Consider the following 22,887-nt stretch of genomic DNA (forward strand, 5'->3'; position numbering starts at 1 on the left):
CCACCCACTCAAAAGGATCTCTCCATGCCACTTCCCTTGTCCGGAAAACGCATCTTGATCACCCGGCCGGTAGACCAGGCCGAAGAACAGATGCAGCTCGTCAGGGAACTGGGTGGAGAACCGCTATTGCTGCCGCTGCTGGACATCCAGCCACCAGACAATACCCAGGCACTGTCGTCTGCTGCAGTGGCCCTGGCCAACCACGCCTTTGCCGTGTTTGTCAGCCCGAATGCCGTACAGTTTGCGGTGCCGACCCTGCTGGCGCAGGCCCCATGGCCGGCTACCACCACTGCCGTTGCCGTGGGTAAAACCACCGCCCAGGCACTTCGGGCGGCTGGCATTCACCAGATCATTTGCCCCGCCACGCGCTTTGATTCCGAAGGCGTGCTGGCACTGCCCGAGTTGCAGCAGGTGTCCGGCAAGCGCATTTATATCTTCCGAGGCCAGGATGGCCGCCCGACGCTAGGCGATACCCTCTCCGCCCGGGGAGCCGACGTTACCTACATTACCTGTTACAAACGTACACCACCGTTTGATCTGGCCGCCAGGCTGGCCAGCCTGATGGCGGTCAACCCGCCCGACGCCATTCTGGTCACCAGCAGCGAGGCGGCACGGTACCTGATGACTGCCGGTGGAGATACGCTGAAGAAGCAGCTACAATCCGTCCCCGTCGCTACCGGCCAGCCCAGAATCGCCGACACGCTGAACGAATTGGGGGCATTTGTCGTGGTTTCTGCCGCAACAGACGACAAGTCCCTACTCCTGACGCTTGCGGACGTGTTAAAGTCTCCACCATCCATTCGCCATATTACCGAAACAGCCATGTCTGACTATCAAAGCCAACCGCCAACCACCCCGCCCGCCCAGACATCCTCCCGCCTGGGGGACAGACTGGTGGACAAACTCAACCCGACCCTGATTGTGGCCCTGGTGGCGCTGGGCGTGATTGCATGGCAATGGGCCGACAACCGCAAACAGCTGACCCAAGCCCAACTGGAAGTCGGCAAGAAACTGGCCCAGACCGAAGCCTTCCTGCGCGAAAGCCGCATCGAACTCGACAAGCTGGACCGCGACCGCCAGAACGAACGCGTCCGCCTGGCCGTGGTGGAATCCCGTCTGGCAGAGGCCCAAAGCCAGCAGAACACCCTAAACACGCTGTATCAGGATTTGTCCCAGCACCGGGACAACCTGCTACTGGCCGAAATCGAGCAACTGTTGATGGCCGCCAGCCAGCAGATCCAGATTGCCAGCAACCCGCGTGCCGCCCTGGTGGCACTGGAAGGCGCGCAATCCCGCCTGACCGGTTTTGACAGCCTGCGTTTCATCCCCTTGCGCCAAGCACTGACCAAGGATATCGAAGCGCTCAAGGCCTTGCCGGACATTGACAGCGAAGGCATGACGCTCAAACTGGACAACCTGCTGGCCAACGTCGACAGCCTGCCGTTCGTGATTGATGCCAAACCGCAAACCAAGCCGGTCGCCACGCCGGATGTACCGGCCGGCGAAAGCCCATGGTATAAAAACATGGGCGGTGAAATCTGGAGCGAACTGAAACAGCTGATCCGCATCCGTCGCATCGACAAGCCGGACGCCCCGCTGCTGCCGGCCGAGCAGACGTACTTCATCCGCGAGAACATCAAGCTGCGCCTGATTGCCGCCCGCACCGCCCTGCTGCAGCGGGATCAGAACAGTTTCCGTACCGATCTGGGTGCGGCACGCCTGATCATGTCCAATTACTTTGACCGCCAGGCAGGTGAAGTCACCAACGCCATTCAGACCCTCAACCGTCTGAGCGCCACCGACATCCACGTGACGCTGCCCGACCTGGCCCAGAGTCTGACAGCGCTCTCTAACCTGAAAGCCGCCCAGAACGACGTTGCCACCACGCCGGTTGCAGGAGGCAAGGCGCAATGAGAGCTTTATTCTGGACCCTCGCCCTGTTTGCACTGGCGGTTGCGCTGACCCTGGTCACCAAGGTCAACACCGGCTATGCCATCCTGATCATCCCGCCATACCGGATAGACGTCAGCTTTAATGCGCTGGTGTTCTTTACCGTGCTGGCGTTTGTAGTGGTGTACTTTATCGTACGTGCCATCGCCACCACCATTGCCCTGCCCCACAAGGTACGGGCGTTTCACGAACGCCGCAAGAAGGCAGAATCGCTGCAGCACATGCAAGACGCCCTGGTCGCCTTTTTTGAAGGACGCTACGCCCGGGCAGAACGTATTGCCGCCAAAGCACTGGATCTGGAAATCGACGCCAAACCACGTGCCATCAGCGCACTGGTTGCTGCGGCTTCTTCCGATGCCATCAAGAACATCGACAAGCGGGACGCTTACCTGGCTCGCAGCGAACTGGCGCTGGAAGACACCCAGCTGGCCCGCCTGATGACCACCGCCAACATGCAGATCAAGGAACACAAGTTCGAAGACGCACTGGACACGCTGGCCAACGCACAGAGCATTGCCCCCAAGCTGACGACAGCCCTGCGTCTGGAGTTGACTGCGCGTCAGCAACTGGGCCAGCACGCCCTGATTCCGCCCCTGATCGAGCAACTGGAAAAAAGCGAAGCCATCAACCCGGCACAGGCCATCCGCATGCGTCGGCACGCACTGGCCCAGCAACTGCAGGACGAAATCCGCGACGCCAGCCAGTTCAAGCGTTTCTGGCACAAACTGGACGACAGCCTGCAGAAAGATCCGAAACTGGTGCTGGCCGCCAGCAAAAAGCTCAACAGCTGGCAGCAATATGACCAGGCTGGCGAACTGATTGCCGATGCACTGAAAAACCAGTGGGAACCAGGCTTGGCACTGGCCTTTGCCCAGCCGGCCGAAGGCTTGTCCGGCAAGGAACTGCTGGCCCGCATCCAGCAAGCGGAAGACTGGCTCAAGCAGCACCCGAACGACGCCAGCCTGCTACTGACGCTGGGCCGCCTGTGCAAACAGCAACAGCTCTGGGGCAAATCCCGCAGCTATCTGGAAGCCAGCCTGGCCGTGGCCAGCTCGGCCGTGACCCATATCGAACTGGCTCGCCTGCTGACCCAGCTGGAAGAACACGACGCCGCACGCCTGCATTTTGAAGCCGCCGCCAGCGAAGTCGAAGATGCCCTGGCCGAGGACGAAGGCTAGACCATCCGTTTGAGATACCCGACACGGGGAGGTGTCTTGTCAGATGGCACGAAACTGCCGACAAGCAACACCCCTCCTGTCAGACAAACGAAACATCACCAGTAACTGGGTAGTACTACAAGGGCCATATGGAACACGTTCTGATTATCCACGCGGTAAAAGACTACCCGGCCTGGAAAGCCATTTTCGACCAGGCGGCCGGCATCCGCAAAGCGGCAGGCGAAATCAGTTATCAGGTACTGCGTGACGAGCACGATGCCAACAAGATCGTGCATTTTTCCCGCTGGCAATCTCTGACCCAGGCCAGAAATTTCTTTGAATCCCCCGAACTGGTAGCGATTCGCCAGCAAGCCGGCGTCGAAGCACCCGAATTCATCTACCTGCAACAACTGGCCGCAGGCACCTTGTAAACCCATCAAAACAGAACATCCGTTCTACTAGAAATACGGGTACAATACGCACATTCCACCTTTTACACCGTTGGTAAACGATGCGTACCGAATATCTGACCGGCCTGAACCCCGAACAACTTGCAGCCGTCACCCTGCCGCACGCCTCTGCCCTGATTCTGGCAGGTGCCGGAAGCGGCAAGACACGCGTACTGACCACGCGCATTGCCTGGCTGATCGATAACGGCCATGTCAGCCCGTTTGGGATCATGGGGGTCACGTTTACCAACAAAGCCGCCAAGGAAATGCTCACGAGGCTGTCGGCCATGCTGCCCATCAATGTGCGCGGCATGTGGATCGGTACGTTTCACGGGTTGTGTAACCGCCTGCTGCGTGCCCATCATCGCGAGTGCGGCCTGCCGCAGACCTTCCAGATTCTGGACATGCAAGACCAGCTCTCCTTGCTGAAACGGGTAATGCGTGCGCTCAATATTGATGAAGAGCGTACCCCGCCAAAACAGGTACAGCATTTCATCAATGGCAAGAAAGAAGCCGGGCTGCGGGCTCACGAGTGCGACAGCTTTGACCCGGCCAGCCGGCGGATGGTGGAAATCTATGCCGAGTACGATGCCCAGTGCAACCGGGAAGGCGTGGTCGATTTTGCCGAATTGCTGCTGCGTGCCTATGAACTGCTATCCCGCAATGCGGTGCTGCGGGAACACTACCAGCACCGCTTCCAGCACATCCTGGTGGACGAGTTCCAGGATACCAACCGCTTGCAATACCAGTGGCTGAAACTGCTGGCCGGCAGCGGCAGTGCCATGTTTGCCGTCGGGGATGACGACCAGTCTATCTATGCCTTCCGTGGTGCCAACGTAGGCAACATGCGCGACTTCGAGCGCGAATTCAAGATCGAGCATTTTATCCGTCTGGAACAAAATTACCGTTCGTTCGGCAATATTCTGGACGCCGCCAACGCCTTGATCGAAAACAACGATGGCCGGCTGGGCAAAAACCTGTGGACCGCAGCCGGGCCGGGTGAACCGATCCGCGCTTTCGAGGCGCTGACCGATGCCGAAGAAGCACAATTCATTGTCGAAGAAGTGCGGCAATTGCATCGCGAAGGCCACGCGCTGAACAACATGGCCATTCTGTACCGTTCCAACGCGCAATCCCGCCTGCTGGAACACCAGCTGTTTGCCGCCAACGTACCTTACCGCGTGTATGGCGGCTTGCGCTTCTTTGAACGGCAAGAGATCAAGCACGCACTGGCCTACCTGCGGCTGACCGCCAACCGGGACGATGACGGGGCCTGGTTGCGGGTGGTGAACTTTCCGGCGCGCGGCATTGGCGCACGGACACTGGAAACCGTGCAAGTGGCCTCGCGCGAGGGCGGGCTGTCGCTTTGGAACGCCTGCTGCAGCCGTCCCCCCAGCGGAGCGGCGGGTGCCAAGATTGCCGTGTTTGTGAACCTGATTGAAGCACTATCGAACGAGATAGCGGCACTACCGCTGCCGGAAAAAATCGACGTCCTGCTGGATCGTTCCGGCCTGCGCGACTACTACCGTGCCGAGAAAGACAGCGAAGACCGGCTGGAAAACCTGGAGGAACTGATCAACGCAGCGCAGAACTTCCAGCACGAAGTCCCTGAAGGCAGCGTAGAAGACTTTCTGGCCCATGCCTCACTGGAAGCCGGCGAACATCAGGCCGAAGTCGCGGCCGATGCCCTGCAGCTGATGACGGTACACGCCGCCAAAGGGCTAGAATTTGACGCGGTGTTTGTCTGTGGACTGGAAGAAGGATTGTTCCCGCACGAAAACAGCATCATGGCGGAAGATGGCGTGGGTGAAGAACGCCGTCTGATGTATGTGGCCATTACCCGGGCCCGCCAGCGCCTGTACCTGACGCTGGCTTCGCAACGGCAACTGTTCGGCCAGACCCGTTATAACCTGCCCAGCCGCTTCATGCGGGAAATACCCGAAGCCCTGGTGCAATGGATCAATCGCAAGGCACCCACACTGAATCACAGCCAGCCATCGGCCGGTTACGGTAGCAGCAATGGTACGAGCAACCGAGATCTGCAAGGTTTCCGGGTCGGCCAGAGTGTGCAGCACCAGAAATTCGGCCCCGGCGTCATCATTGCGGCCGAAGGCAGCGGAGAAGATGCCCGGGTGCAGGTCAATTTTGCCAGCGCCGGCGTCAAGTGGCTGATGCTGACCTACGCCAGACTGGAAGCCCGCTAATCCATCCACACCGGGCAGGCGCCAAGTCTGCCCGTGTGCTTGTCTTGATCATGGATCAGTGCCTGATGGCATCCGGGTCCAGTACATCGGTCGGCAGGGCGCCCTGTTCGGCCATTTCCCGGATGATGCTGATGGTGTCCATGTCGTTCTGCTGATAGGCGTTACGCACGTAGCTGGCCAGATTCACCCCGTTGCTGGTGGCGGTTTCTGACAGGCTGGTGGTGTAAATAAACCGGACAAACAGCTGTTCCGGCTCGGGCATTTCAATCTGCATGATCAATGAGCCGCCATCATGCTGGTCATTGGCTGCCGTCTGGTATTCGATCCGCACCATGGGTTCGAACAGGATGCGGTCACGCACCACCAGTTGCCCGAAGTGCAGCTCGCGCTCCAGCCAGTTTTCTCCCCGGTCCAGCAGGTTGACCTGATCAATTTGCGGCTGGAACAGCTGCGGAGATTCCGCCCGCAATACCAGCCCCTGCCAGAGTTGCGCCAGCGTCAGCGGCGTAAGCAAAGGGTTCATGAAGTCGTTGATTTCTATCAGGTGCTCAAACCGCATGTAAAGATGTCTTCCCAAAAATGTCTGTGTAATGTTTACAACAAAAAGCTGACCATTTGATCAATTATTTTGATGCAGCGCAATATTCCTGTAATATGAAGGCGTTACATTAGTAACCAAGCATGCCGTCATCCGGATGGCATGGGCCGGAACGGAGCGTTTTAGCTGCTGTGCAATCCGTGGCCGGTGGTTGTCATGTCTAGTGGCAAGGGTTGCAACCGCCCACGTACAGCGTCCCCCATGGCAAAACGCATGAACTGCCATTTGCATTGGGGTGAGTATCGCTCACAAAGCGATACAACGCCAGAAGTTGAAAGGAGCAAATCATGGCTTGGGCTTTGTTTATTTTCAGAAAATAAGTCTCACCTGTCGTCAAACCCGCAAGTTCAAATTGCGGGTTTTTGCTTTTCTGGGCCCCAGCAGTCCGTCTGACCGAACGTTACCCCTCCCCTGCCCGTGAATCCACCGGGCCGGCATGCTAAAATAAATACATGAATACTGTTACCCGCTTTTGCCTGATCCGCCACGGTGAAACCGACTGGAACGTCGCCCGACGCCTGCAGGGACACACCGATATTCCGCTTAACGAGCACGGGCTGAAACAGGCCGAGCTGGTCGCCAGGCATCTGCCGGAGCATCCCTTCTCGGCCCTGTACGTCAGTGACCTGACCCGTACCCGCCAGACGGCGGCTCCTTTGGCCAGACGTACCGGCCTGTTACCGATGGCCACCCCGGCATTACGAGAACGTCATTACGGCGTGCTGCAAGGGTTAAACCCGGAAGAAATGGCACGTGACTACCCGCAGGAAACCCGGCAATATCATCAGCGGGATACCGGATTCACCGGTGGCACCGGGGAATCCTTGCAAGCCCTGCACGACCGCATCACCCGCCTGATGCAGAAAATCGCCAACCAGCACCGCGGGGAGTTTGTCCTGATCGTCACCCACGGGGGCGTGCTGGACATTGTGCATCGCTGGATATCCGAACAACCGCTGCATGCGCCAAGAACCTTCCCGATCCCGAATGCGGCGCTGAACTGGCTGAGCCATAGCCCGGCCCGGGGCTGGCAGATCGACAGCTGGGCTGAGCAGCTGCATCTGGATACGGCACTGGACGAACTATGAGCACGCACAGCCCGCTGGACAACCAGCCACCGCTACCACCCGAGCCACCCGCAGAGGGCGAATGCTGCGACAGCGGTTGTGACAATTGTGTGTTGGACCTCTACGCAGAAGCCCTGCGCACCTATCAGCGCGAACTGGCTTTATGGCAATCTTTGCAAGCCCCGACGGAAACGGACGACACCCCATGACCCCGACACCCCGCATGAACTGGAACAGCCTGCTGTCCAGCACCCGCTTCCGGCTGATGGATGGCAAGGTCAGCGCCACCGTCTCGCCAGCCACGGCAGAAGGGGCGGCTGGGCTACGGTCCGACTTCCATATCGACCATGACCGGGTTGTGTTTTCCAGTGCCTTCCGGCGACTGGGGCGCAAAACCCAGGTTCATCCGCTGGCCACCCATGACCATACCCACAACCGCTTGACCCACAGCGTAGAAGTCGCTTCCGTAGGCCGCTCGCTGGGTAACCGCGTCGGCGCGGCGATGAGCGAACACGGCTTGCTGCCTGAGGGGTTCACCCCGTTTGATATCGGGGCGATTGTGCAAGTCGCCTGCCTGGCGCACGACATCGGCAACCCGCCGTTTGGCCACACCGGTGAGGATGCCCTGCGCGTCTGGTTCCGGGACCCGACCAACGCCCGGTTTCTGCAAGGACTATCCCCCACCGAAACCCTGGACGTGCAGACCTATGAAGGCAATGCGCATGGCTTTCGCATGGTGGCGGCGCTGGAGATGTACGAACGCGACGGCGGCATGCGCCTGACGGCCGCAGCACTGGGCGCCCTGATGAAATACCCGTGGACGGTAGATGTCTCGCCCAAGCCAGGCAAGTTCAACCTGTACCAGTCCGAACTGCCGTACTTCCGCGCGGTGGCCGAATCCCTCGGCCTGCCGGAATTGTCCCCCAACCGCTGGGCCCGCCACCCGCTCTCGTACCTGATGGAAGCCGCAGACGATGTCTGCTACGCGATTCTGGATCTCGAGGACGCGGTGGAAATCGGCATTCTGGATGTGCAGGAATTCGAACGCCTACTCTCCCCGCTGGCCGGGCTGGATGACCGCGTCTGGCGTACTACAGACCCGCGCCAGAAATGTGCCCTGTTGCGCGGCACGGTGGTAGGCAAATGCGTGACCGCTCTGGCTGACAAGTTCATGGCGCACCATGAATCGCTGCTGGAAGGACGGTTCCAGGGTAAAGACCTGCTGGCCGTGTGTCCGGAAGAAATCAACCGACCGCTGCTGGACGCCAAAGACCTGGCCAGCCGCAAGGTGTACCGGCACCGTAGCAAGGTGGTGACGGAAGTCGCCGCCTACCCCTGCATGGCCACCATCCTGAATGTACTGATCCCCGGCGTGCACACGCTGGTCACGCAAGGCGAAGCGGCCATGTCGACCCGCGAGAAAATCCAGCTGTCGCTGCTGGACCGTCACCTGCCGGTGGAAGACGGGTTGTATGCCTGCTATATGACGGTACTGGATTTTGTCGGCAGCATGACCGACAACGCGGCGGCCAATCTGGCCCGGGAAGTGTCCGGCGTGGGTATCTTGTAATTTAGACCCCGCCGGTAGTTTGTATCGAGACTGCTTGCCGCTACACCGGCAGGCATTGCCAATTCGGTCAAAGACTGCGGGCATGACCGACTGGCGACCATGCCCGCCTCCCGCCTTACAAGACGATCTGTGACCCCAGCTCGACCACCCGGTTTGGTGGCAGGCCAAAATAGCTGGCTGCACTGCCGGCATTCTTGAACATGGTCATGAACATCTTGGCACGCCAGCCGCTCCAGCCCATCCCCACCTGCTTGACCAGTGTTTCCCGCCCGAGGAAGAATGAGGTATCCATCTCATCCAGTTCCAGACCATGTTTGGTCGTTTCCTGCAGGGTATCCGGCAACAGGGGTTGATCCATAAAGCCAAAGTGCACTGTTACTTGCCAGAAATGGTCGTTCAGCTGTTTCACACTCACCCGATCCTGCATCGGCACATACGGGTTATCCAGCGTATCCACGGTCAGAATCACCACCCGCTCGTGAATACTCTTGTAGTGTTTCAGGCTATGCAGCAGCGCATGCGGGGTACGGTCCGGGTTGCTGGTCAGGAACACCGCGGTACCGGGTACGGTCGGTGCGGCGCCGCCAATGCTTTCGACAAACACATCCAGCGGCATGGTGTCGTTTTCACGATGGTAGTTCAGCAAGGCCCGACCCTTGAACCAGGTGGTCATCATGATGAACAGCAAGGTCGCCAGCGCCAGCGGGAACCAGCCGCCCAGGAACAGTTTGGTCAGGTTGGCACTGAAATACGCCAGGTCGACCAGCAAAAAACTGCCCGCCACCAGAATGGCCAGCCAACGAGGCCATCCCCACAGCTTGCGCACGACAATCGCGGCGAGAATGGTCGTAATCGCCATGGTACCGGTTACGGCAATGCCGTAGGCGGCTGCCAGACTGGAAGAAGACCCGAAACCGATCACCAGCACGGCAACCGCCACCAGCAATGACCAGTTGATCCCTGCCACATATACCTGGCCTTTTTCATGGTGCGAGGTATGCTGAATGTTCATGCGAGGCAAATAACCGAGCTGGATGGCCTGCTGGGTAACCGAGTACGCCCCGGAAATCACTGCCTGGGAAGCAATCACGGTGGCCAGGGTAGCCAACACCACCATCGGGATCAACGCCCAGTCAGGAGCCATCAGGTAGAACGGGTTACGAATGGCAGCGGGTGTCTGCATCAGTAACGCACCCTGGCCAAAGTAATTCAGGACCAGCCCCGGGAGTACGATGCCGAACCAGCCGATCTGCACCGGCTTGCGTCCGAAGTGCCCCATGTCGGCATATAACGCTTCACCGCCCGTCAGCGCCAGCACGGCGGCAGCCAGAGAAAAGAACCCCAACAGCGGCTGTTTGACGAAAAACATCGCCGCATGCATCGGGTTCAGGGCCGAAAGCACGGCAGGCGTGGCGAGGATATGCTGGATACCCAACCCACCCAGCACCACAAACCAGATAACGATGACAGGTCCGAACAGGGTTCCCACCTTGGCGGTACCGTATTTCTGCATGACAAACAGCCCCAGCAGAATGGTCAAGGCAATCGGTATTACATACGTCTGCAACCCTGGGGCGGCGATCTCCAGTCCTTCGACTGCAGACAACACTGAAATGGCTGGCGTCAGTACGCTATCCCCATAGAACAGGGCCGCGCCGAAAAGCCCTAGAAACATCAGAGGGCCGGTGATGCGCGCCTCCGGCAGGGCATGCCGCACCTGGGCCATCAGCGCCATGATGCCGCCTTCGCCGTGGTTGTCTGCCCGCATGATGAACAGTACATATTTCAGGCTGACCACAATCATCAGTGACCAGAAAATCAGCGACAGCATACCCAATATATTGTCAGGCGTAATGGGTACCGGATGATGCCCGCCATCAAAGATCTCCTTCATGGTATACAGCGGACTAGTACCAATATCCCCGTAAACCACGCCCAGTGCAGCCAGCGTTAAGGTCGCGGTCCGGCCTTGATTGTGTGACATGAGAAACTCCACTACGGTAAACGTATCAACAACATCAATAACAACGCAGGCAACCCGGTTTAGTTGCCCGTTTCAAAACGGTATCCAACGCCGGTTTCGGTCAGGAAATGCTGTGGTCGCGCAGGGTCGACTTCCAGCTTCTGCCGCAAACGGCTGACATAAATCCGCAGGTAATGCCCGCTCTCGGTATGGTTGGGTCCCCATACGCTTTGCATCAGGCTGCGATGGGTGAGCACCTTGCCCGCATTGCCGATCATGGCCAGCAATAGACGGTATTCAATCGGCGTCAGATGCACTTCTTCGGCGTTGCGCATCACCTTGCGGTGTGCCAAATCCACGCACACTTCACCAAACTCCAGTAGCGGCGGCTCGTCTTGCAGCTGGGTACGCCGGCGCAACAGGGCACGCACACGTGCCAGCAACTCGCCCACCCCGAAAGGCTTGGTCAGGTAGTCATCCCCGCCGGCGTCCAGTGCTTCAATCTTGTCGGATTCATCCACCCGCGCAGATAAAATCAGCACCGGCTGCTGAGACCAGCTGCGAAAATCCCGGATCAGGCTCACGCCATCCAGGTCCGGTAAACCCAGGTCCACAATCAGCAAGTCCGGCTTGCGCGTCCCAGCCTCGATCAGGCCACGGGCTGCGGTATCGGCCTCGTGTACCTTGTAGCCCTCGCCTTCCAGCGCGCTGCGTACAAAGCGGCGGATTTGCGCGTCATCTTCAATCAATACAATGTGCTGGTGTTCCATGCTGTCTCGCGGCTTATTCCGATTCGATGTCGGGTGGCGTGCCGAGCGGCAAATGACATATCACCCGGCTACCCACCACCTTGCCGGTGGCATCTTGCCTGTTTTCAGCCACAATACGGCCTTCGTGCGCATCGACAATGGCCTTGGCAATCGCCAGGCCCAACCCGACCCCCGGGGTGGCGGACTCGATTTGCCCACGCACAAACATGTCAAACACGCTGTCCAGCATGTCCGGCGGGAACCCGATTCCTTCGTCCTCTACCGAGATAAACGCACCAGCGGCATCCACGCCGACCGATACCGTGATCACACTCCCGGCTGGGGCGTATTTGGCGCTGTTTTCCAGCAGGTTGCCGATCACGCGCTCCATCAGGACGGCATCAAAGGCTACCAGCGGCATATCGGGGTCGATCCGGATACGGACCTCGTGGGCAGACAATACGCCGGACAACAGATGCAAGGCGCCGCCAATGGCCTCTTCCAGCAATTGCCAGTCTTTGTTCAACCGCACCTTGCCGGCATGCAGACGTGCCATTTCCAGCAGATTGGTCACCAGATGACTAATGGCATGCGCCTGGGTCTGCAAGGCCAGCATCAGGTTCTGCTGGTCATCGTTGGCCCCTTCTTTGTGCAGCACCAGCGTATCGGCCAGCCCGACCAGCGAGGTCAGCGGGGTACGCAAATCATGTGATAGCGCAGACAACACCGAACTGCGCAGCCGTTCCGACATCATGTCCAGCTGGGTCTGGCGCGCCAGAGACTCGAAGTGCAAGCGCTCCAGCGCAATCGCCGTCAGCGAGGCAATGGTCTGCAGCAGTGACCGGTGCACATTCAGCCAGCTGGGGTGCTGCTTGTTGGCTGCCACTACCATGGCACCGGTACACCCCTGCTGCGCACACAGCGGCAGGATCATGGCAGTCCCCGCGGCCGAATGCAGCCCGCCGGTTTCCACCACCGCCCCGTGCTGAATGGTGGCCTGCAGGATCGAGGCATCCACGCCATCACGGATGTCGCTCTTGTCCAGTAGCGGCAAATGGAACAGCACCCGTAATCCGATTTCCTCGGCAAAACCGCGCACCACCTTCATGACCTCATCGGTGGTGGTGACCCCGGCCAGTGCTTCGGCCAGCACGTACAAACGGCGCGACTGCACCGCCCCTTCGGCATTCAGCCCCACCTGGCGCTTCAGGTTGGCAGTGAGCCCGGCAATCAGTCCGCCAGTCACCATCATCACCCCAAAGGTGATCAGGTACTGGGCATCCGATACGGCAAAGGAAAAATGTGGGGGGACAAAGAAGAAGTCGAACATGCCCACAGAGAGCATCACGGTCAGGTAGACCGACAGCCGATTCAGGGTGCAGGCCACCAGTACCACCGTCAGCAAATACAGCATCACCGTATTGGCCTGATCCACCCAGGGGTGAAGCAGTGCGCCAATCAGGGTCGTCAGTGCAATGGCCAGCAGCGCCCACAGCGGGTCTGGTAATTGTCTGAAACGGGAGAAAAATCGGTTAAACGTGTCCATGTGCTAACGATAGCGTCTTTAAGGCAAAAAAGATGCTTAGATTCAGACGCATCATATAAATAAAGTGTAAATATGCGGCGTGCAAAATATCTTTATATAAAGTATCTTTATGTTAAGATAAAACACATTATTGCTTGCAAAGAATCCCATGTCCGACACTCGCCACCCCATACTGGATACCCTGATCACGGCCATCGGCCCCTGCATCTGGGGGACCACCTATATCGTGACCACACAGCTGCTCCCGGCAAACCACCCGCTCACGGCAGCAGCCGTCAGGGCGTTGCCGATGGGGTTGCTGATGCTGATCACCCTCAAGTCGCAACCACCACGCGCCATGTGGGGCAAACTGCTGCTACTGGGGATGCTCAACATCGGTATTTTCCAGGCCTTGTTGTTCATTTCGGCCTACCGCTTGCCGGGCGGAGTCGCCGCCACGCTGGGGGCCATCCAGCCGCTGGTGGTCGGTGTACTGTCCTGGCTGGTCCTGCACCAGCAACCCACCCGGCGCAGCTGGCTGGCGGCCATTGCTGGCCTGAGCGGTGTCGCCCTGATGGTACTGACCCCGTCTGCCCGGCTCGACAGCATCGGCATCATCGCCGCCCTGGTGGGGGCAGCCTGCACGGCAACCGGTACCATTTTTACCCGTAAATGGTGCGGCAACCTGGATTTACGTACCATCACCGCCTGGCAACTCTCCATGGGCGGGCTGTTCCTGCTGCCGCTGGCCTGTGTCTTTGAACCCCCTGTTGCCAATCTCACGTGGCACCACCTGGCCGGCTTTGCCTATCTGGCCATTGCCGGCTCCGGCATTGCCTATACCCTGTGGTTTCGCGGCATCCAGAAGTTATCGGTCACTTCTGTCACCATGCTCAGCCTGTTAAGTCCGGTCGTCGCCACCCTGATCGGCTTTCTGGTACTGGACCAGCAGATGAGCCACTTGCAGCTGATCGGTGCCTTGCTGGTACTGGGCAGCGTATATGCAGGGCAAATTCCGCGGAAACCGCTAAAATGACGGCACACATCCCGACCCAGACCTTTGGCCAGACATCATGACTCTTGATACCTCATTGACCGATCGTGCCAGCCATGCAGCGGCGCAGTGGCGCAAGGAAAGGCCCGACCTCGATCCTTTTCCGATGGAGCTGCTGGGCCGCCTGCAGGCACTGACGCTTCTCATCACCCAGCAGCACCTGAGCCCGCTGTTTGCCCGGTTTGGCTTGCAGCCCGGCGAATTTGACGTTCTTGCCACCTTGCGACGCGCCGGCGCCCCTTACAGGCTGACCCCGACCGAGCTCTACGAAACCGCCATGATCAGTTCAGGCGGCATGACCAACCGCATCGACCGTCTGGAAACCGCGGGTCTGGTGACCCGGGAGAAACACCCTACCGACCGGCGCGGGACACTGGTCGGCATCACCGATGCCGGACTCGCATTGATCAATGAACTCGTAGAACTGCATTTGCGCAATGAAGAACAGATTCTGGCCGGTCTGACACCGGCCGAGCAGGTCACCCTGAACCAGTTGCTGCTGAAATGGATGCATACCCTGCAGCATCGCCAGCCCACCCCGTAAGGTTGATACCATGACAGACCCCATCCCGCACACCACCGGACAACTCATCGACCTGCTCGACCAGGCCAGGGTCCGCTATCAGCGCTTTTTTCACCCGCCGGTGTTTACCTGCGAAGAGGCGCGCGCCCTGTGCCCGGATTTACCGGGGGCAGAGACCAAAAACCTGTTTCTGAGAGACGGCAAAGGCAAACGGCACTTTCTGGTCACCATACCGGATCATGCCAGTGTGAACCTGAAACAACTGGGAGAACTGCTGGGGGTCAAAGGACTGACCTTTGCATCACCGGAACGGCTGATGCGGTATCTGGGGATTACGCCAGGCGCCGTGTCATTGCTGGCCCTGGTCAACGATGTCGACTGCGGTGTTGAGGTCATTCTGGATACCGCCCTGGCCGATGCGGTCAGCATCCTGAGTCACCCGCTGGTGAATACAGAAACCCTGTCCGTCGACACCCGTGACCTGTTGTGCTTCCTCAGTGACACCACCCGCCATGCTGTGCAGATCATGACGCTGACGGCGCAGCCCCAGCCGGATGCGTTGCTAGCCGACTGACAACCTCAAACACCTGACACCGTGCCTGCACAAAATCCGGTGAGGCCAGCAGCGCCTCATCGGTGCCCCGATAACCGAGCATCGGAAACACCACACTTGCTTCAGTCATCAGGCGTGCATTCATGACCGCCAGTGTCTCGCGTAGCGCCGCATCTGCATGCTGCGCCCGCGGGGACGCATTTAGCACCAGCACCGGCTTGTTGACCATTACCTCGCTACTCACCGCCCAGTCGAGCGCATTCTTGATGACGCCGGTAACCCCGTGCGCATACTCGGGGCTGGCAATCAGCACGATATCGGCCCTTTGCAAAGCCGTCATCCAGTGCACCACGGCAGCAGGCGGCGGAAACTCTACATCCGGGTTAAACAACGGCAGCTCGCCCAGCTGCGCGTAAAGAGACATGCCCATTCCGTCAGGCATTTGACCGGCCAGCAACTGTAACAAACGGCGATTGACCGACGCTGCACGCAAGCTGCCCGGCACACCCAGAATACGCAAGGAACATGACATAAGAAAATCACACAGGGGTCAATGATGTAGCTGGCTTGCCGCTATCGGGCAAGCCATCAGATTCAGGTCAGCGGCCGGCTGTGCCACTGGCCCTTGAGAAAATTGCTGGCAGCAACATCAAAGCCGGCCAGTTGGTCTTCCGGCAAACGCAGCGTGACCAGCACCTGCTCGGCATACGCCACCGAGAGCACCTCGGCCTGGAATTGCTGACACAGGCGACGAAACCCGGCTTCACTGGCAAACGGCACCTGCCCGGACAACACCACAAACGTCACTACCGGGACCAGCTCCGCCAGTTTCAAGGCATCGCTGACTACCTGGCCATAGGCACGGGTCAGGCCGCCAGCCCCCAGTTTGACGCCGCCCCAGTAACGGACAACCACGCCCAGCACATTGGATAACTGCTTGTGGGTCAGTACGTTGTAGATGGGTTTGGCGGCAGTGCCTGCCGGTTCGCCATCGTCATCCATGCCGGAGTCCTGCGTGGTGATCAGCGCCCAGCACACATGACCCGCATCCGGGTGCTGCAACCGCAAATTCTGCACAATCTGCCTGGCTTCTTGCCGGTCAGCCGCCGGCCCGACCCAGGCAATAAAGCGGCTTTTCTTGATTTCAATGCCGGCGGTTACCGGGCTTGCCAGCTGGAACATGCAGCTCAGATCAGATCGTCGTCATGACCCAGCAGGCCCGTCAGGCGATTCCCCAGCTGATGACGCAAGCGTTTGCGTGCCAGCAGTTTCTGCTGGGCTTCAGTCGGCAGGTCCGTAATGCGGAGCACATTCTTGGTGATCAGGGTGTCTATCAAGTCTTCCAGCACCCGCACCAGCTCGTTATCCAGGCCGGAGAACAGTGAAGCATCTTCTTCTTGCCCCAGAAAGCGGGCTATTTCCGGGCTGTGCTGTGGCAAAAATTCGCTGACACCCTCTTCTGCTGCCTGATAGATGGCAACAATGTCGCCGACGTCATTCCGCTTTACATATGGCATAAAGTCTTACCCTTGTTTACCAGGCCACCAGACCAACGCAGGCGTGCCGTTCATATGACAACAGTCTGGCGGAAGCACCGCCGTTTGCCAAGCCCTACAGCCGCCGGCCATGACAAAAAGCTTCCCATCAGACACATTTGATGCTAGAAAAAGACATTATCAGCCAGAGTCTACCATCATGACGAACCCCGTTCATAAAAGCGATGCAGAATGGCGCAGTCAGCTCACCGACGAGCAATACCGGGTGACACGCCAGGCCGGGACAGAACGTCCATTCTCCGGTGAGTATGAACAGCACTGGGAGAAAGGCCGCTACCATTGCGTCTGCTGCGGCAATCTGCTGTTTCACTCCAGCACCAAGTTCGATGCCGGTTGCGGCTGGCCCAGCTTCTGGCAAGAAGCCATTCCAGAGAACATCAAACGCCTGCGCGACAACAGCCACGGCATGAGCCGGGTCGAAATCCGCTGTGCCCGCTGCGATGCCCATCTGGGGCATGTATTTGAAGATGGTCCGCCGCCCACTGGCGAACGCCACTGTCTGAACTCGGTGGCGCTTCGCTTTGAACCTGATACCATCAGCTAGCCCTCGACGGATTCCGCTGTTTTGACAGTAACAGGTACCAGACAGCGTCATCTGTGATTAGACTTTGGTCTGGTGCAGCATTTCTACTTACGTTTTTGTTGCTTAGGGGTCTCTATGCGTCTTCCGTACCTGCAGCCTGTGTTGGGTTTCACCCTGCTGAATCTGGCACTCATCAGTTCCTTGCAAGCCCAGACCACCATCCGTTTTGGTACCGAAGCCGGTTACCCGCCGTACAATTTCACCACCAAAGATGGCAAGATCGGCGGGTTTGAAGTCGACCTGACCAACGCCATCTGCAAGCAGATCAATGCCACCTGCGTCTATATCAAGAACGACTGGGATTCTGCGTTTGATCAGCTGGACAAGAAAAAATACGATGTCCTGATGGACTCGGTCACCATCAACGATACCCGCAAACAAAAATGGCTGTTCTCTGACCCTTACCTCAAGGTACCGGCCTCCTTTGTCGCCAAGCGCAAAAAATTTCCCTATACCTACATCAGCGCCATGGAACTGAAAGGCATGAAGCTGGGGGTACAAAAAGGCGCCACCTTTGAACGTTATGCACAAAACCTGCTGAAAAACAGCAAGGAAACCACGCTGGTCGGTTTTGACGATACCACCACCATGTACAAGGCACTCAAGGCCGGAGAACTGGATATTGTGCTGGATGACATGGCTACCAGCGAAGAATCGTTCCTGAAAGAAAACCGCAGCAACGGCTATGAATTTGTCGGCTCACCCAGCCGGGACAAGGTCCTGGTCGGCGAAGGAGTGGGCTATGTGATGCGCAAATCCGACACCCAGATCCAGAGCATGCTCAACAAGGGGCTGCAAGCCGTCAAAAAAGACGGCACCTTCCAGCTGATTGCGCAGAAATACTTCATTTTCAATGTCGCCCCATAACCTGCGCATGCGCTACAGCTAAGATCTTCAACGCAATAAAAAAAAGCCCGCGCAATCCATTGCACGGGCTTTCATCAAGACATGAAAATACGACGTCACGCGGTGCCGCATCCGGCCTAGGCCGGGGGGAAAGATGCTACAACTCAGCGGTGACGTCGTGGAATGAACTTTAGCTGGGTTTCTTCAAAAAGCCCAATTCTGATTCATCATCAAACCATGCAAAAAATGCATAGTTTTATTTTGGACTGACTTTTAGCGTCAGACCCGGCACCACTTCGCGTGCTTGCTGACCGGCGTAACGGGCATCAGCTTCTTCGGCCAATCCATTAAGCGCCACCTCAAACACCCGTCCCCCTGGCTGATGACGTTGCACCAGGCTCGCGGCAAACCCGGCCTCATCCAGCTTACGCACCAGGCTATCGGCCATCGGCCGGTGCTTGTAAGCAGCCAGAATCGCGCGCCATTTGCCACCAATCGAAGCCAGCCCGTGGCCGGCACTCACTTCTGTCTGCGGCGCCCATTTATTCATGACCTCGTCTTCGGTCTCAAAACCAGGCATGGCCGTCCCATCTCGCTTGGCCACAAAGTATTGCAGCGGCTTGTCCATATCCAGATGCTGGTCCGCGTGCGCCACACTGATTTTTCCCTCCAGCAGGCACACCAGATCTTTCTGCTCGTCGGACTTGCCCCACAGGTCCGTACCGCGAATCCCCGCCGTAACGGACGAAATCTTGATATCAATCGCCCGAGGCACCGACTTCTGGGAAGAGCCGGTGGTAAAACGGAAAGCCCCCTTGATGACATCCAGCGCAGATGCAAACACCCCCTTGTTGTCTTCCGGGGCAATCAGGCTGGTCACGCGAAACGTCGCCAAGGCCCCCAGCTTGATGATGCTACCTTCCGACAAGGCCAACTCCACCCGTGCCCCCTGCCCGGTCTGTAACGTATCACCAACTTTGAGCGACATATTGGGCGCCAGCGCCTGACGCACGCCATTGGCGTGCACCACCCATGCCGGCATCTGCAGCCGGTTGACCACAATCTCTGCTGCCTGGGCACAGGTCACCCCCAAGACACACATGATCCCTGCCAGTTTTTGCCAGTTCATTTCACAACCCCTTCGTGATGGCCCGATGTATTTCCATAGGTTTAATGATATACACTTTCCGCCATAAATCAGCTGCTTTTCGGTGCACGGAACTTGCGACCAGCCACTCTGCTGCCTGACGCGCTTGCCTGGCGCCATCGGCGCAAACCCGAACCGGCCATCCGCCATGCAACATTCCTGAAGTACGTCTATAGATACGCCCCTGCGCAACGGGTATAATCGCCCTTTTGCTATACGACCCAAGATCAAGGATTTTTGCATCATGCAAGACCAGTATCGTCCATCCGAAGTGGAAGCCGCCGCCCAACAGCACTGGGCCGCACAAAATGCTTATCGCGTGACAGAAGACAAGAACAAGCCCAAATACTACGCTTGCTCCATGCTGCCTTACCCATCCGGCAAACTGCACATGGGTCATGTCCGCAACTACACCATTAACGACATGCTGGCTCGCCACCTGCGGATGAAGGGCTACAACGTCCTGATGCCAATGGGTTGGGATGCGTTTGGCCTGCCGGCGGAAAACGCCGCCATCGCCTACAAGAAATCTCCGGCCGAATGGACCTACGCCAACATCGCGGACATGAAAGCGCAGATGCAGCCGCTGGGTCTGGCATTTGACTGGTCGCGTGAAGTGGCCACCTGTGATCCTTCTTACTACAAATGGAACCAGTGGCTGTTCCTGAAAATGCTGGAAAAAGGCGTCGCCTACAAGAAAACCCAGGTGGTGAACTGGGACCCGGTCGACCAGACCGTACTGGCCAACGAACAGGTCATCGACGGCCGCGGCTGGCGCTCCGGTGCAATTGTTGAAAAACGCGAGATCCCGGGTTACTACTTCGGCATCACCCAATACGCAGAAGAACTGCTGTCCAGCATCGAGCAGCTGGATGGCTGGCCAGACCAGGTGCGCACCATGCAGCGCAACTGGATCGGCAAGAGCGAAGGCGTACGCTTCGCCTTTGGCCACGACATCCGTGACGCACAAGGCTCCCTGATCCAGGACGGCAAGCTGTACGTGTTCACCACGCGTGCCGATACCATCATGGGCGTGACCTTCTGCGCTGTGGCCGCCGAGCACCCGCTGGCAACCCGCGCCGCCGAACTGAATCCGTCACTTGGCGCTTTCATCGATGAATGCAAGCACGGCGGCACCACAGAAGCCGAGCTGGCCACCCAAGACAAGAAAGGCCAGCCAACCGGCCTCTTCGTGACCCACCCGCTGACTGGCGAGCAAGTCGAAGTCTGGATTGGCAATTATGTGCTGATGACCTACGGCGACGGCGCCGTGATGGGCGTACCTGCACACGACGAGCGCGATTTCGCTTTTGCCAAGAAATATAACCTGCCGATCAAACAGGTTGTACAGGTTGAAGGCGAAACCTTCAGCACCGACGCCTGGGCAGACTGGTATGGCGACAAGCAGCGTTGTGTGACAGTCAATTCCGGCAAATACGACGGTCTAGGTTACAAAGCCGCCGTTGATGCTATCGCGGCCGACCTGATCGGCAAAGACATTGGAGAGAAGAAAACCACCTGGCGCCTGCGCGACTGGGGTATCTCCCGCCAGCGCTACTGGGGCACCCCGATCCCAATCATCCATTGCCCGCATTGTGGCGATGTCCCTGTCCCGTATGAAGACCTGCCGGTGGTCTTGCCGACAGACTGCATTCCGGACGGTTCCGGCAACCCGCTAAAACACCGCGAAGACTTCCTGAACGTGCCGTGTCCAAAATGCAGTGCCCCTGCACAGCGTGAGACCGACACCATGGACACCTTTGTGGATTCCAGCTGGTACTTCATGCGCTATACCTGCCCGGATGCAAGCAGCATGGTCGACGAGCGCAATGATTACTGGATGGCCATGGACCAGTACATTGGCGGCATCGAACACGCCGTCTTGCACTTGCTGTATGCCCGCTTCTGGACCAAGGTCATGCGCGATATGGGACTGGTCAAGATTGATGAACCGTTCACCCGCCTGTTCACGCAAGGCATGCTGCTGAACGAAAGCTTCTACCGCGAAGAAGCAGACGGCAAGAAACGCTGGTTCTACCCGAACGAAGTCGAGGTACAGTTCGACGAAAAAGGCCGTCCGCTGTCTGCCACCGCCAAGGAAGACGGTCAGCCTGTGGTCATGGGCGGCATCGAGAAGATGTCCAAATCCAAAAACAACGTGGTCGAACCCAAAGACATCATCTCCCGCTTTGGTGCAGATACCGCACGTCTGTTTACCATGTTTGCCGGGCCTCCCGAGCAGAGCGCTGCATGGTCCAACAGTGGTGTCGAGGGTGCTTCGCGCTACCTGAAACGCCTGTGGACATTTGCCCACAAGCACGTGGACGATGTCCGCAGCGCTGGCAGCCTGACCGAGCTGGCAGACGATGCCAAAGCGGTGCGTCGCGAGATTCACCTGACGCTCAAACAGATCAACGACGATTACACCCGCCTGCAATACAACACGGTCGTATCGGGCGCCATGAAATTGCTGAACGCACTGGAAGGCTTCAAAGGTCATTCCCCTGCAGTATTGCGCGAAGGTCTGGGCATTCTGCTGCGAACACTGTACCCGGTCAGCCCGCACATCACCGATGTACTATGGCGCGAACTGGGCTTTGACAAGCAGATCGGCGAACTCTTGGATGCCCCATGGCCAGAGCCACTGGCAGACGCACTGGAACAAGCCAATATTGATCTGGTCGTACAGGTCAACGGCAAATTGCGTGGTCAGATCAGCGTCCCGAAAGCGGCAGACAAAGCTGCTATCGAAGCCGCTGCGCTTGCTGACCCGACCATCCAGAAATATCTGGACGGGCAGCCTGCCAAGAAAGTCGTGGTGGTACCCGGTCGTCTGGTCAACATTGTTGTTTAACCTTAGCTAACAGGAACCTTATGCCAATCCGCCGTCATCTTGCCAGCCTGCTCATTACCAGCGCCCTGCTTACCGGGTGTGGTTTCCACCTGCGTGGCCTGCAAGATGTGGCGGAGTTGCCGTTCCAGAACCTGTATGTCAAACCTACCGGTGATTTTGAACTGGATCAGGGCATTCGCCGGGTACTGGAATCCCGCTCCGGCGTTACCCTGAGTACCGATGCCAAAACAGCCCCTTACCAGTTAAGCGGCATTACCGAACAGCATGGCAAAACCCTGCGTTCCATCGACATTAACGGCAAGGCCAAAGAATACCTGCTGAATTACGCCTTCAGTTATCAGGTACAAGATGCCAGCGGCCAAGTCATTCAGGACAATACCCTGACACTCTCCCGTACCATGAGTTACAGCGACAATGCCTTGCTGGCGAAAGAACAGGAAGAGGCACAACTGTACAAAGACATGCGTCAGGATGCCATCTTCCAGATGCTGCGCCAACTGGGCAAATTGCCTGTTGTGCCGCAAGCCCGGTAATCCGTT

General features: G+C 58.2%; 22 protein-coding genes. 14 read left to right on the forward strand and 8 right to left on the reverse strand.

The annotated features are described in order from the left end of the window. The first annotated feature begins 24 nt into the window (after positions 1-24). The 4 genes from F552_RS0104960 (at position 25) to F552_RS0104975 (ending at position 5,760) form a co-directional block, all read left to right on the forward strand. Positions 25-1,914: a uroporphyrinogen-III C-methyltransferase gene (locus F552_RS0104960; RefSeq protein WP_018150621.1), complete on the forward strand. Its 1,890-nt coding sequence runs from the start codon at positions 25-27 to the stop codon at positions 1,912-1,914. Next, positions 1,911-3,128: a heme biosynthesis HemY N-terminal domain-containing protein gene (locus tag F552_RS0104965; protein ID WP_018150622.1), complete on the forward strand. Its 1,218-nt coding sequence runs from the start codon at positions 1,911-1,913 to the stop codon at positions 3,126-3,128. The genes F552_RS0104960 and F552_RS0104965 overlap by 4 nt, the downstream gene beginning before the upstream one ends. A 128-nt stretch (positions 3,129-3,256) precedes the next feature. Next, positions 3,257-3,538, forward strand: coding sequence for an antibiotic biosynthesis monooxygenase (locus tag F552_RS0104970; protein WP_018150623.1), 282 nt, complete (start codon positions 3,257-3,259; stop codon positions 3,536-3,538). Between the two features lie 80 nt (positions 3,539-3,618). After that, complete coding sequence (locus F552_RS0104975) at positions 3,619-5,760, forward strand: UvrD-helicase domain-containing protein (RefSeq protein ID WP_018150624.1); 2,142 nt, start codon at positions 3,619-3,621, stop codon at positions 5,758-5,760. 55 nt (positions 5,761-5,815) lie between these two features. Here the strand turns inward: F552_RS0104975 and F552_RS0104980 are convergent, their stop codons facing one another. Then, complete coding sequence (locus tag F552_RS0104980; RefSeq protein WP_018150625.1) at positions 5,816-6,319, reverse strand: SRPBCC family protein; 504 nt, start codon at positions 6,317-6,319, stop codon at positions 5,816-5,818. 491 nt (positions 6,320-6,810) lie between these two features. Here F552_RS0104980 and F552_RS0104985 point away from each other — a divergent pair, with 491 nt between their 5' ends. From F552_RS0104985 to F552_RS0104995, 3 genes are read left to right on the forward strand one after another with little or no spacing between them, the layout of a single operon-like run. Beyond that, positions 6,811-7,446 (forward strand): histidine phosphatase family protein, encoded by a 636-nt coding sequence (locus tag F552_RS0104985; protein WP_018150626.1) that lies wholly within the window; start codon positions 6,811-6,813, stop codon positions 7,444-7,446. Beyond that, a complete protein-coding gene (locus tag F552_RS0104990) occupies positions 7,443-7,634 on the forward strand; it encodes an oxidoreductase-like domain-containing protein (protein WP_018150627.1) in 192 nt (63 codons plus the stop codon). Before F552_RS0104985 ends, F552_RS0104990 begins: the two co-directional genes overlap by 4 nt. Beyond that, positions 7,631-8,995 carry a deoxyguanosinetriphosphate triphosphohydrolase gene (locus F552_RS0104995; protein WP_018150628.1) on the forward strand — a complete coding sequence of 455 codons (1,365 nt, stop codon included), beginning with the start codon at positions 7,631-7,633 and terminating at the stop codon, positions 8,993-8,995. The genes F552_RS0104990 and F552_RS0104995 overlap by 4 nt, the downstream gene beginning before the upstream one ends. 115 nt (positions 8,996-9,110) lie before the next feature. Here F552_RS0104995 and F552_RS0105000 read toward each other — a convergent pair whose 3' ends face one another. From F552_RS0105000 to F552_RS0105010, 3 genes are read right to left on the reverse strand one after another with little or no spacing between them, the layout of a single operon-like run. Further along, complete coding sequence (locus F552_RS0105000) at positions 9,111-10,979, reverse strand: potassium transporter Kup (protein WP_018150629.1); 1,869 nt, start codon at positions 10,977-10,979, stop codon at positions 9,111-9,113. A gap of 59 nt (positions 10,980-11,038) precedes the next feature. Then, complete coding sequence (gene kdpE / locus F552_RS0105005) at positions 11,039-11,728, reverse strand: two-component system response regulator KdpE (protein WP_018150630.1); 690 nt, start codon at positions 11,726-11,728, stop codon at positions 11,039-11,041. A gap of 13 nt (positions 11,729-11,741) precedes the next feature. Continuing rightward, the gene (locus F552_RS0105010; protein ID WP_018150631.1) at positions 11,742-13,253 is read right to left on the reverse strand and encodes a DUF4118 domain-containing protein; all 1,512 of its coding nucleotides are present in this window, start codon (positions 13,251-13,253) and stop codon (positions 11,742-11,744) included. A gap of 148 nt (positions 13,254-13,401) precedes the next feature. Between F552_RS0105010 and F552_RS0105015 the strand changes: the two genes are divergently transcribed. From F552_RS0105015 to F552_RS0105025, 3 genes are read left to right on the forward strand one after another with little or no spacing between them, the layout of a single operon-like run. Beyond that, complete coding sequence (locus F552_RS0105015) at positions 13,402-14,268, forward strand: EamA family transporter (RefSeq protein WP_018150632.1); 867 nt, start codon at positions 13,402-13,404, stop codon at positions 14,266-14,268. A 37-nt stretch (positions 14,269-14,305) separates the two neighbouring features. Then, positions 14,306-14,830: a MarR family winged helix-turn-helix transcriptional regulator gene (locus F552_RS0105020; RefSeq protein WP_018150633.1), complete on the forward strand. Its 525-nt coding sequence runs from the start codon at positions 14,306-14,308 to the stop codon at positions 14,828-14,830. 10 nt (positions 14,831-14,840) lie between these two features. Then, positions 14,841-15,383, forward strand: coding sequence for a prolyl-tRNA synthetase associated domain-containing protein (locus tag F552_RS0105025; RefSeq protein WP_018150634.1), 543 nt, complete (start codon positions 14,841-14,843; stop codon positions 15,381-15,383). Here F552_RS0105025 and F552_RS18535 read toward each other — a convergent pair. From F552_RS18535 to F552_RS0105040, 3 genes are all read right to left on the reverse strand, one after another. After that, positions 15,334-15,894: an NADPH-dependent FMN reductase gene (locus tag F552_RS18535; protein WP_018150635.1), complete on the reverse strand. Its 561-nt coding sequence runs from the start codon at positions 15,892-15,894 to the stop codon at positions 15,334-15,336. The two genes, F552_RS0105025 and F552_RS18535, sit on opposite strands and share 50 nt — an antisense overlap. 62 nt (positions 15,895-15,956) lie before the next feature. Beyond that, on the reverse strand, positions 15,957-16,544 hold the full coding sequence (locus tag F552_RS0105035; protein ID WP_018150636.1) for an IMPACT family protein: 588 nt from the start codon (positions 16,542-16,544) through the stop codon (positions 15,957-15,959). A gap of 5 nt (positions 16,545-16,549) precedes the next feature. After that, the gene (locus tag F552_RS0105040; RefSeq protein WP_018150637.1) at positions 16,550-16,879 is read right to left on the reverse strand and encodes a hypothetical protein; all 330 of its coding nucleotides are present in this window, start codon (positions 16,877-16,879) and stop codon (positions 16,550-16,552) included. 178 nt (positions 16,880-17,057) lie between these two features. On the opposite strand from F552_RS0105040, the gene msrB reads away from it, so the two are divergent. Further along, positions 17,058-17,462, forward strand: a complete 405-nt coding sequence (gene msrB, locus F552_RS0105045) for a peptide-methionine (R)-S-oxide reductase MsrB (protein ID WP_018150638.1) — start codon at positions 17,058-17,060, stop codon at positions 17,460-17,462. A gap of 114 nt (positions 17,463-17,576) precedes the next feature. Next, on the forward strand, positions 17,577-18,368 hold the full coding sequence (locus F552_RS0105050) for a transporter substrate-binding domain-containing protein (protein ID WP_018150639.1): 792 nt from the start codon (positions 17,577-17,579) through the stop codon (positions 18,366-18,368). 235 nt (positions 18,369-18,603) lie between these two features. Here F552_RS0105050 and F552_RS0105055 read toward each other — a convergent pair whose 3' ends face one another. After that, a complete protein-coding gene (locus F552_RS0105055; RefSeq protein WP_018150640.1) occupies positions 18,604-19,476 on the reverse strand; it encodes a FecR family protein in 873 nt (290 codons plus the stop codon). Positions 19,477-19,738: 262 nt separating this feature from the next. Here F552_RS0105055 and leuS point away from each other — a divergent pair, with 262 nt between their 5' ends. Together leuS and F552_RS0105065 are read left to right on the forward strand one after the other, a co-directional pair. Continuing rightward, a complete protein-coding gene (leuS, locus tag F552_RS0105060) occupies positions 19,739-22,348 on the forward strand; it encodes a leucine--tRNA ligase (RefSeq protein ID WP_018150641.1) in 2,610 nt (869 codons plus the stop codon). A gap of 20 nt (positions 22,349-22,368) precedes the next feature. Continuing rightward, positions 22,369-22,881 carry an LPS-assembly lipoprotein LptE gene (locus tag F552_RS0105065; protein WP_018150642.1) on the forward strand — a complete coding sequence of 171 codons (513 nt, stop codon included), beginning with the start codon at positions 22,369-22,371 and terminating at the stop codon, positions 22,879-22,881. Positions 22,882-22,887: the final 6 nt, after the last annotated feature.

Origin of the sequence: Leeia oryzae DSM 17879 (assembly GCF_000376945.1) — a bacterium.
Taxonomy (GTDB): Bacteria; Pseudomonadota; Gammaproteobacteria; order Burkholderiales; family Leeiaceae; genus Leeia; species Leeia oryzae.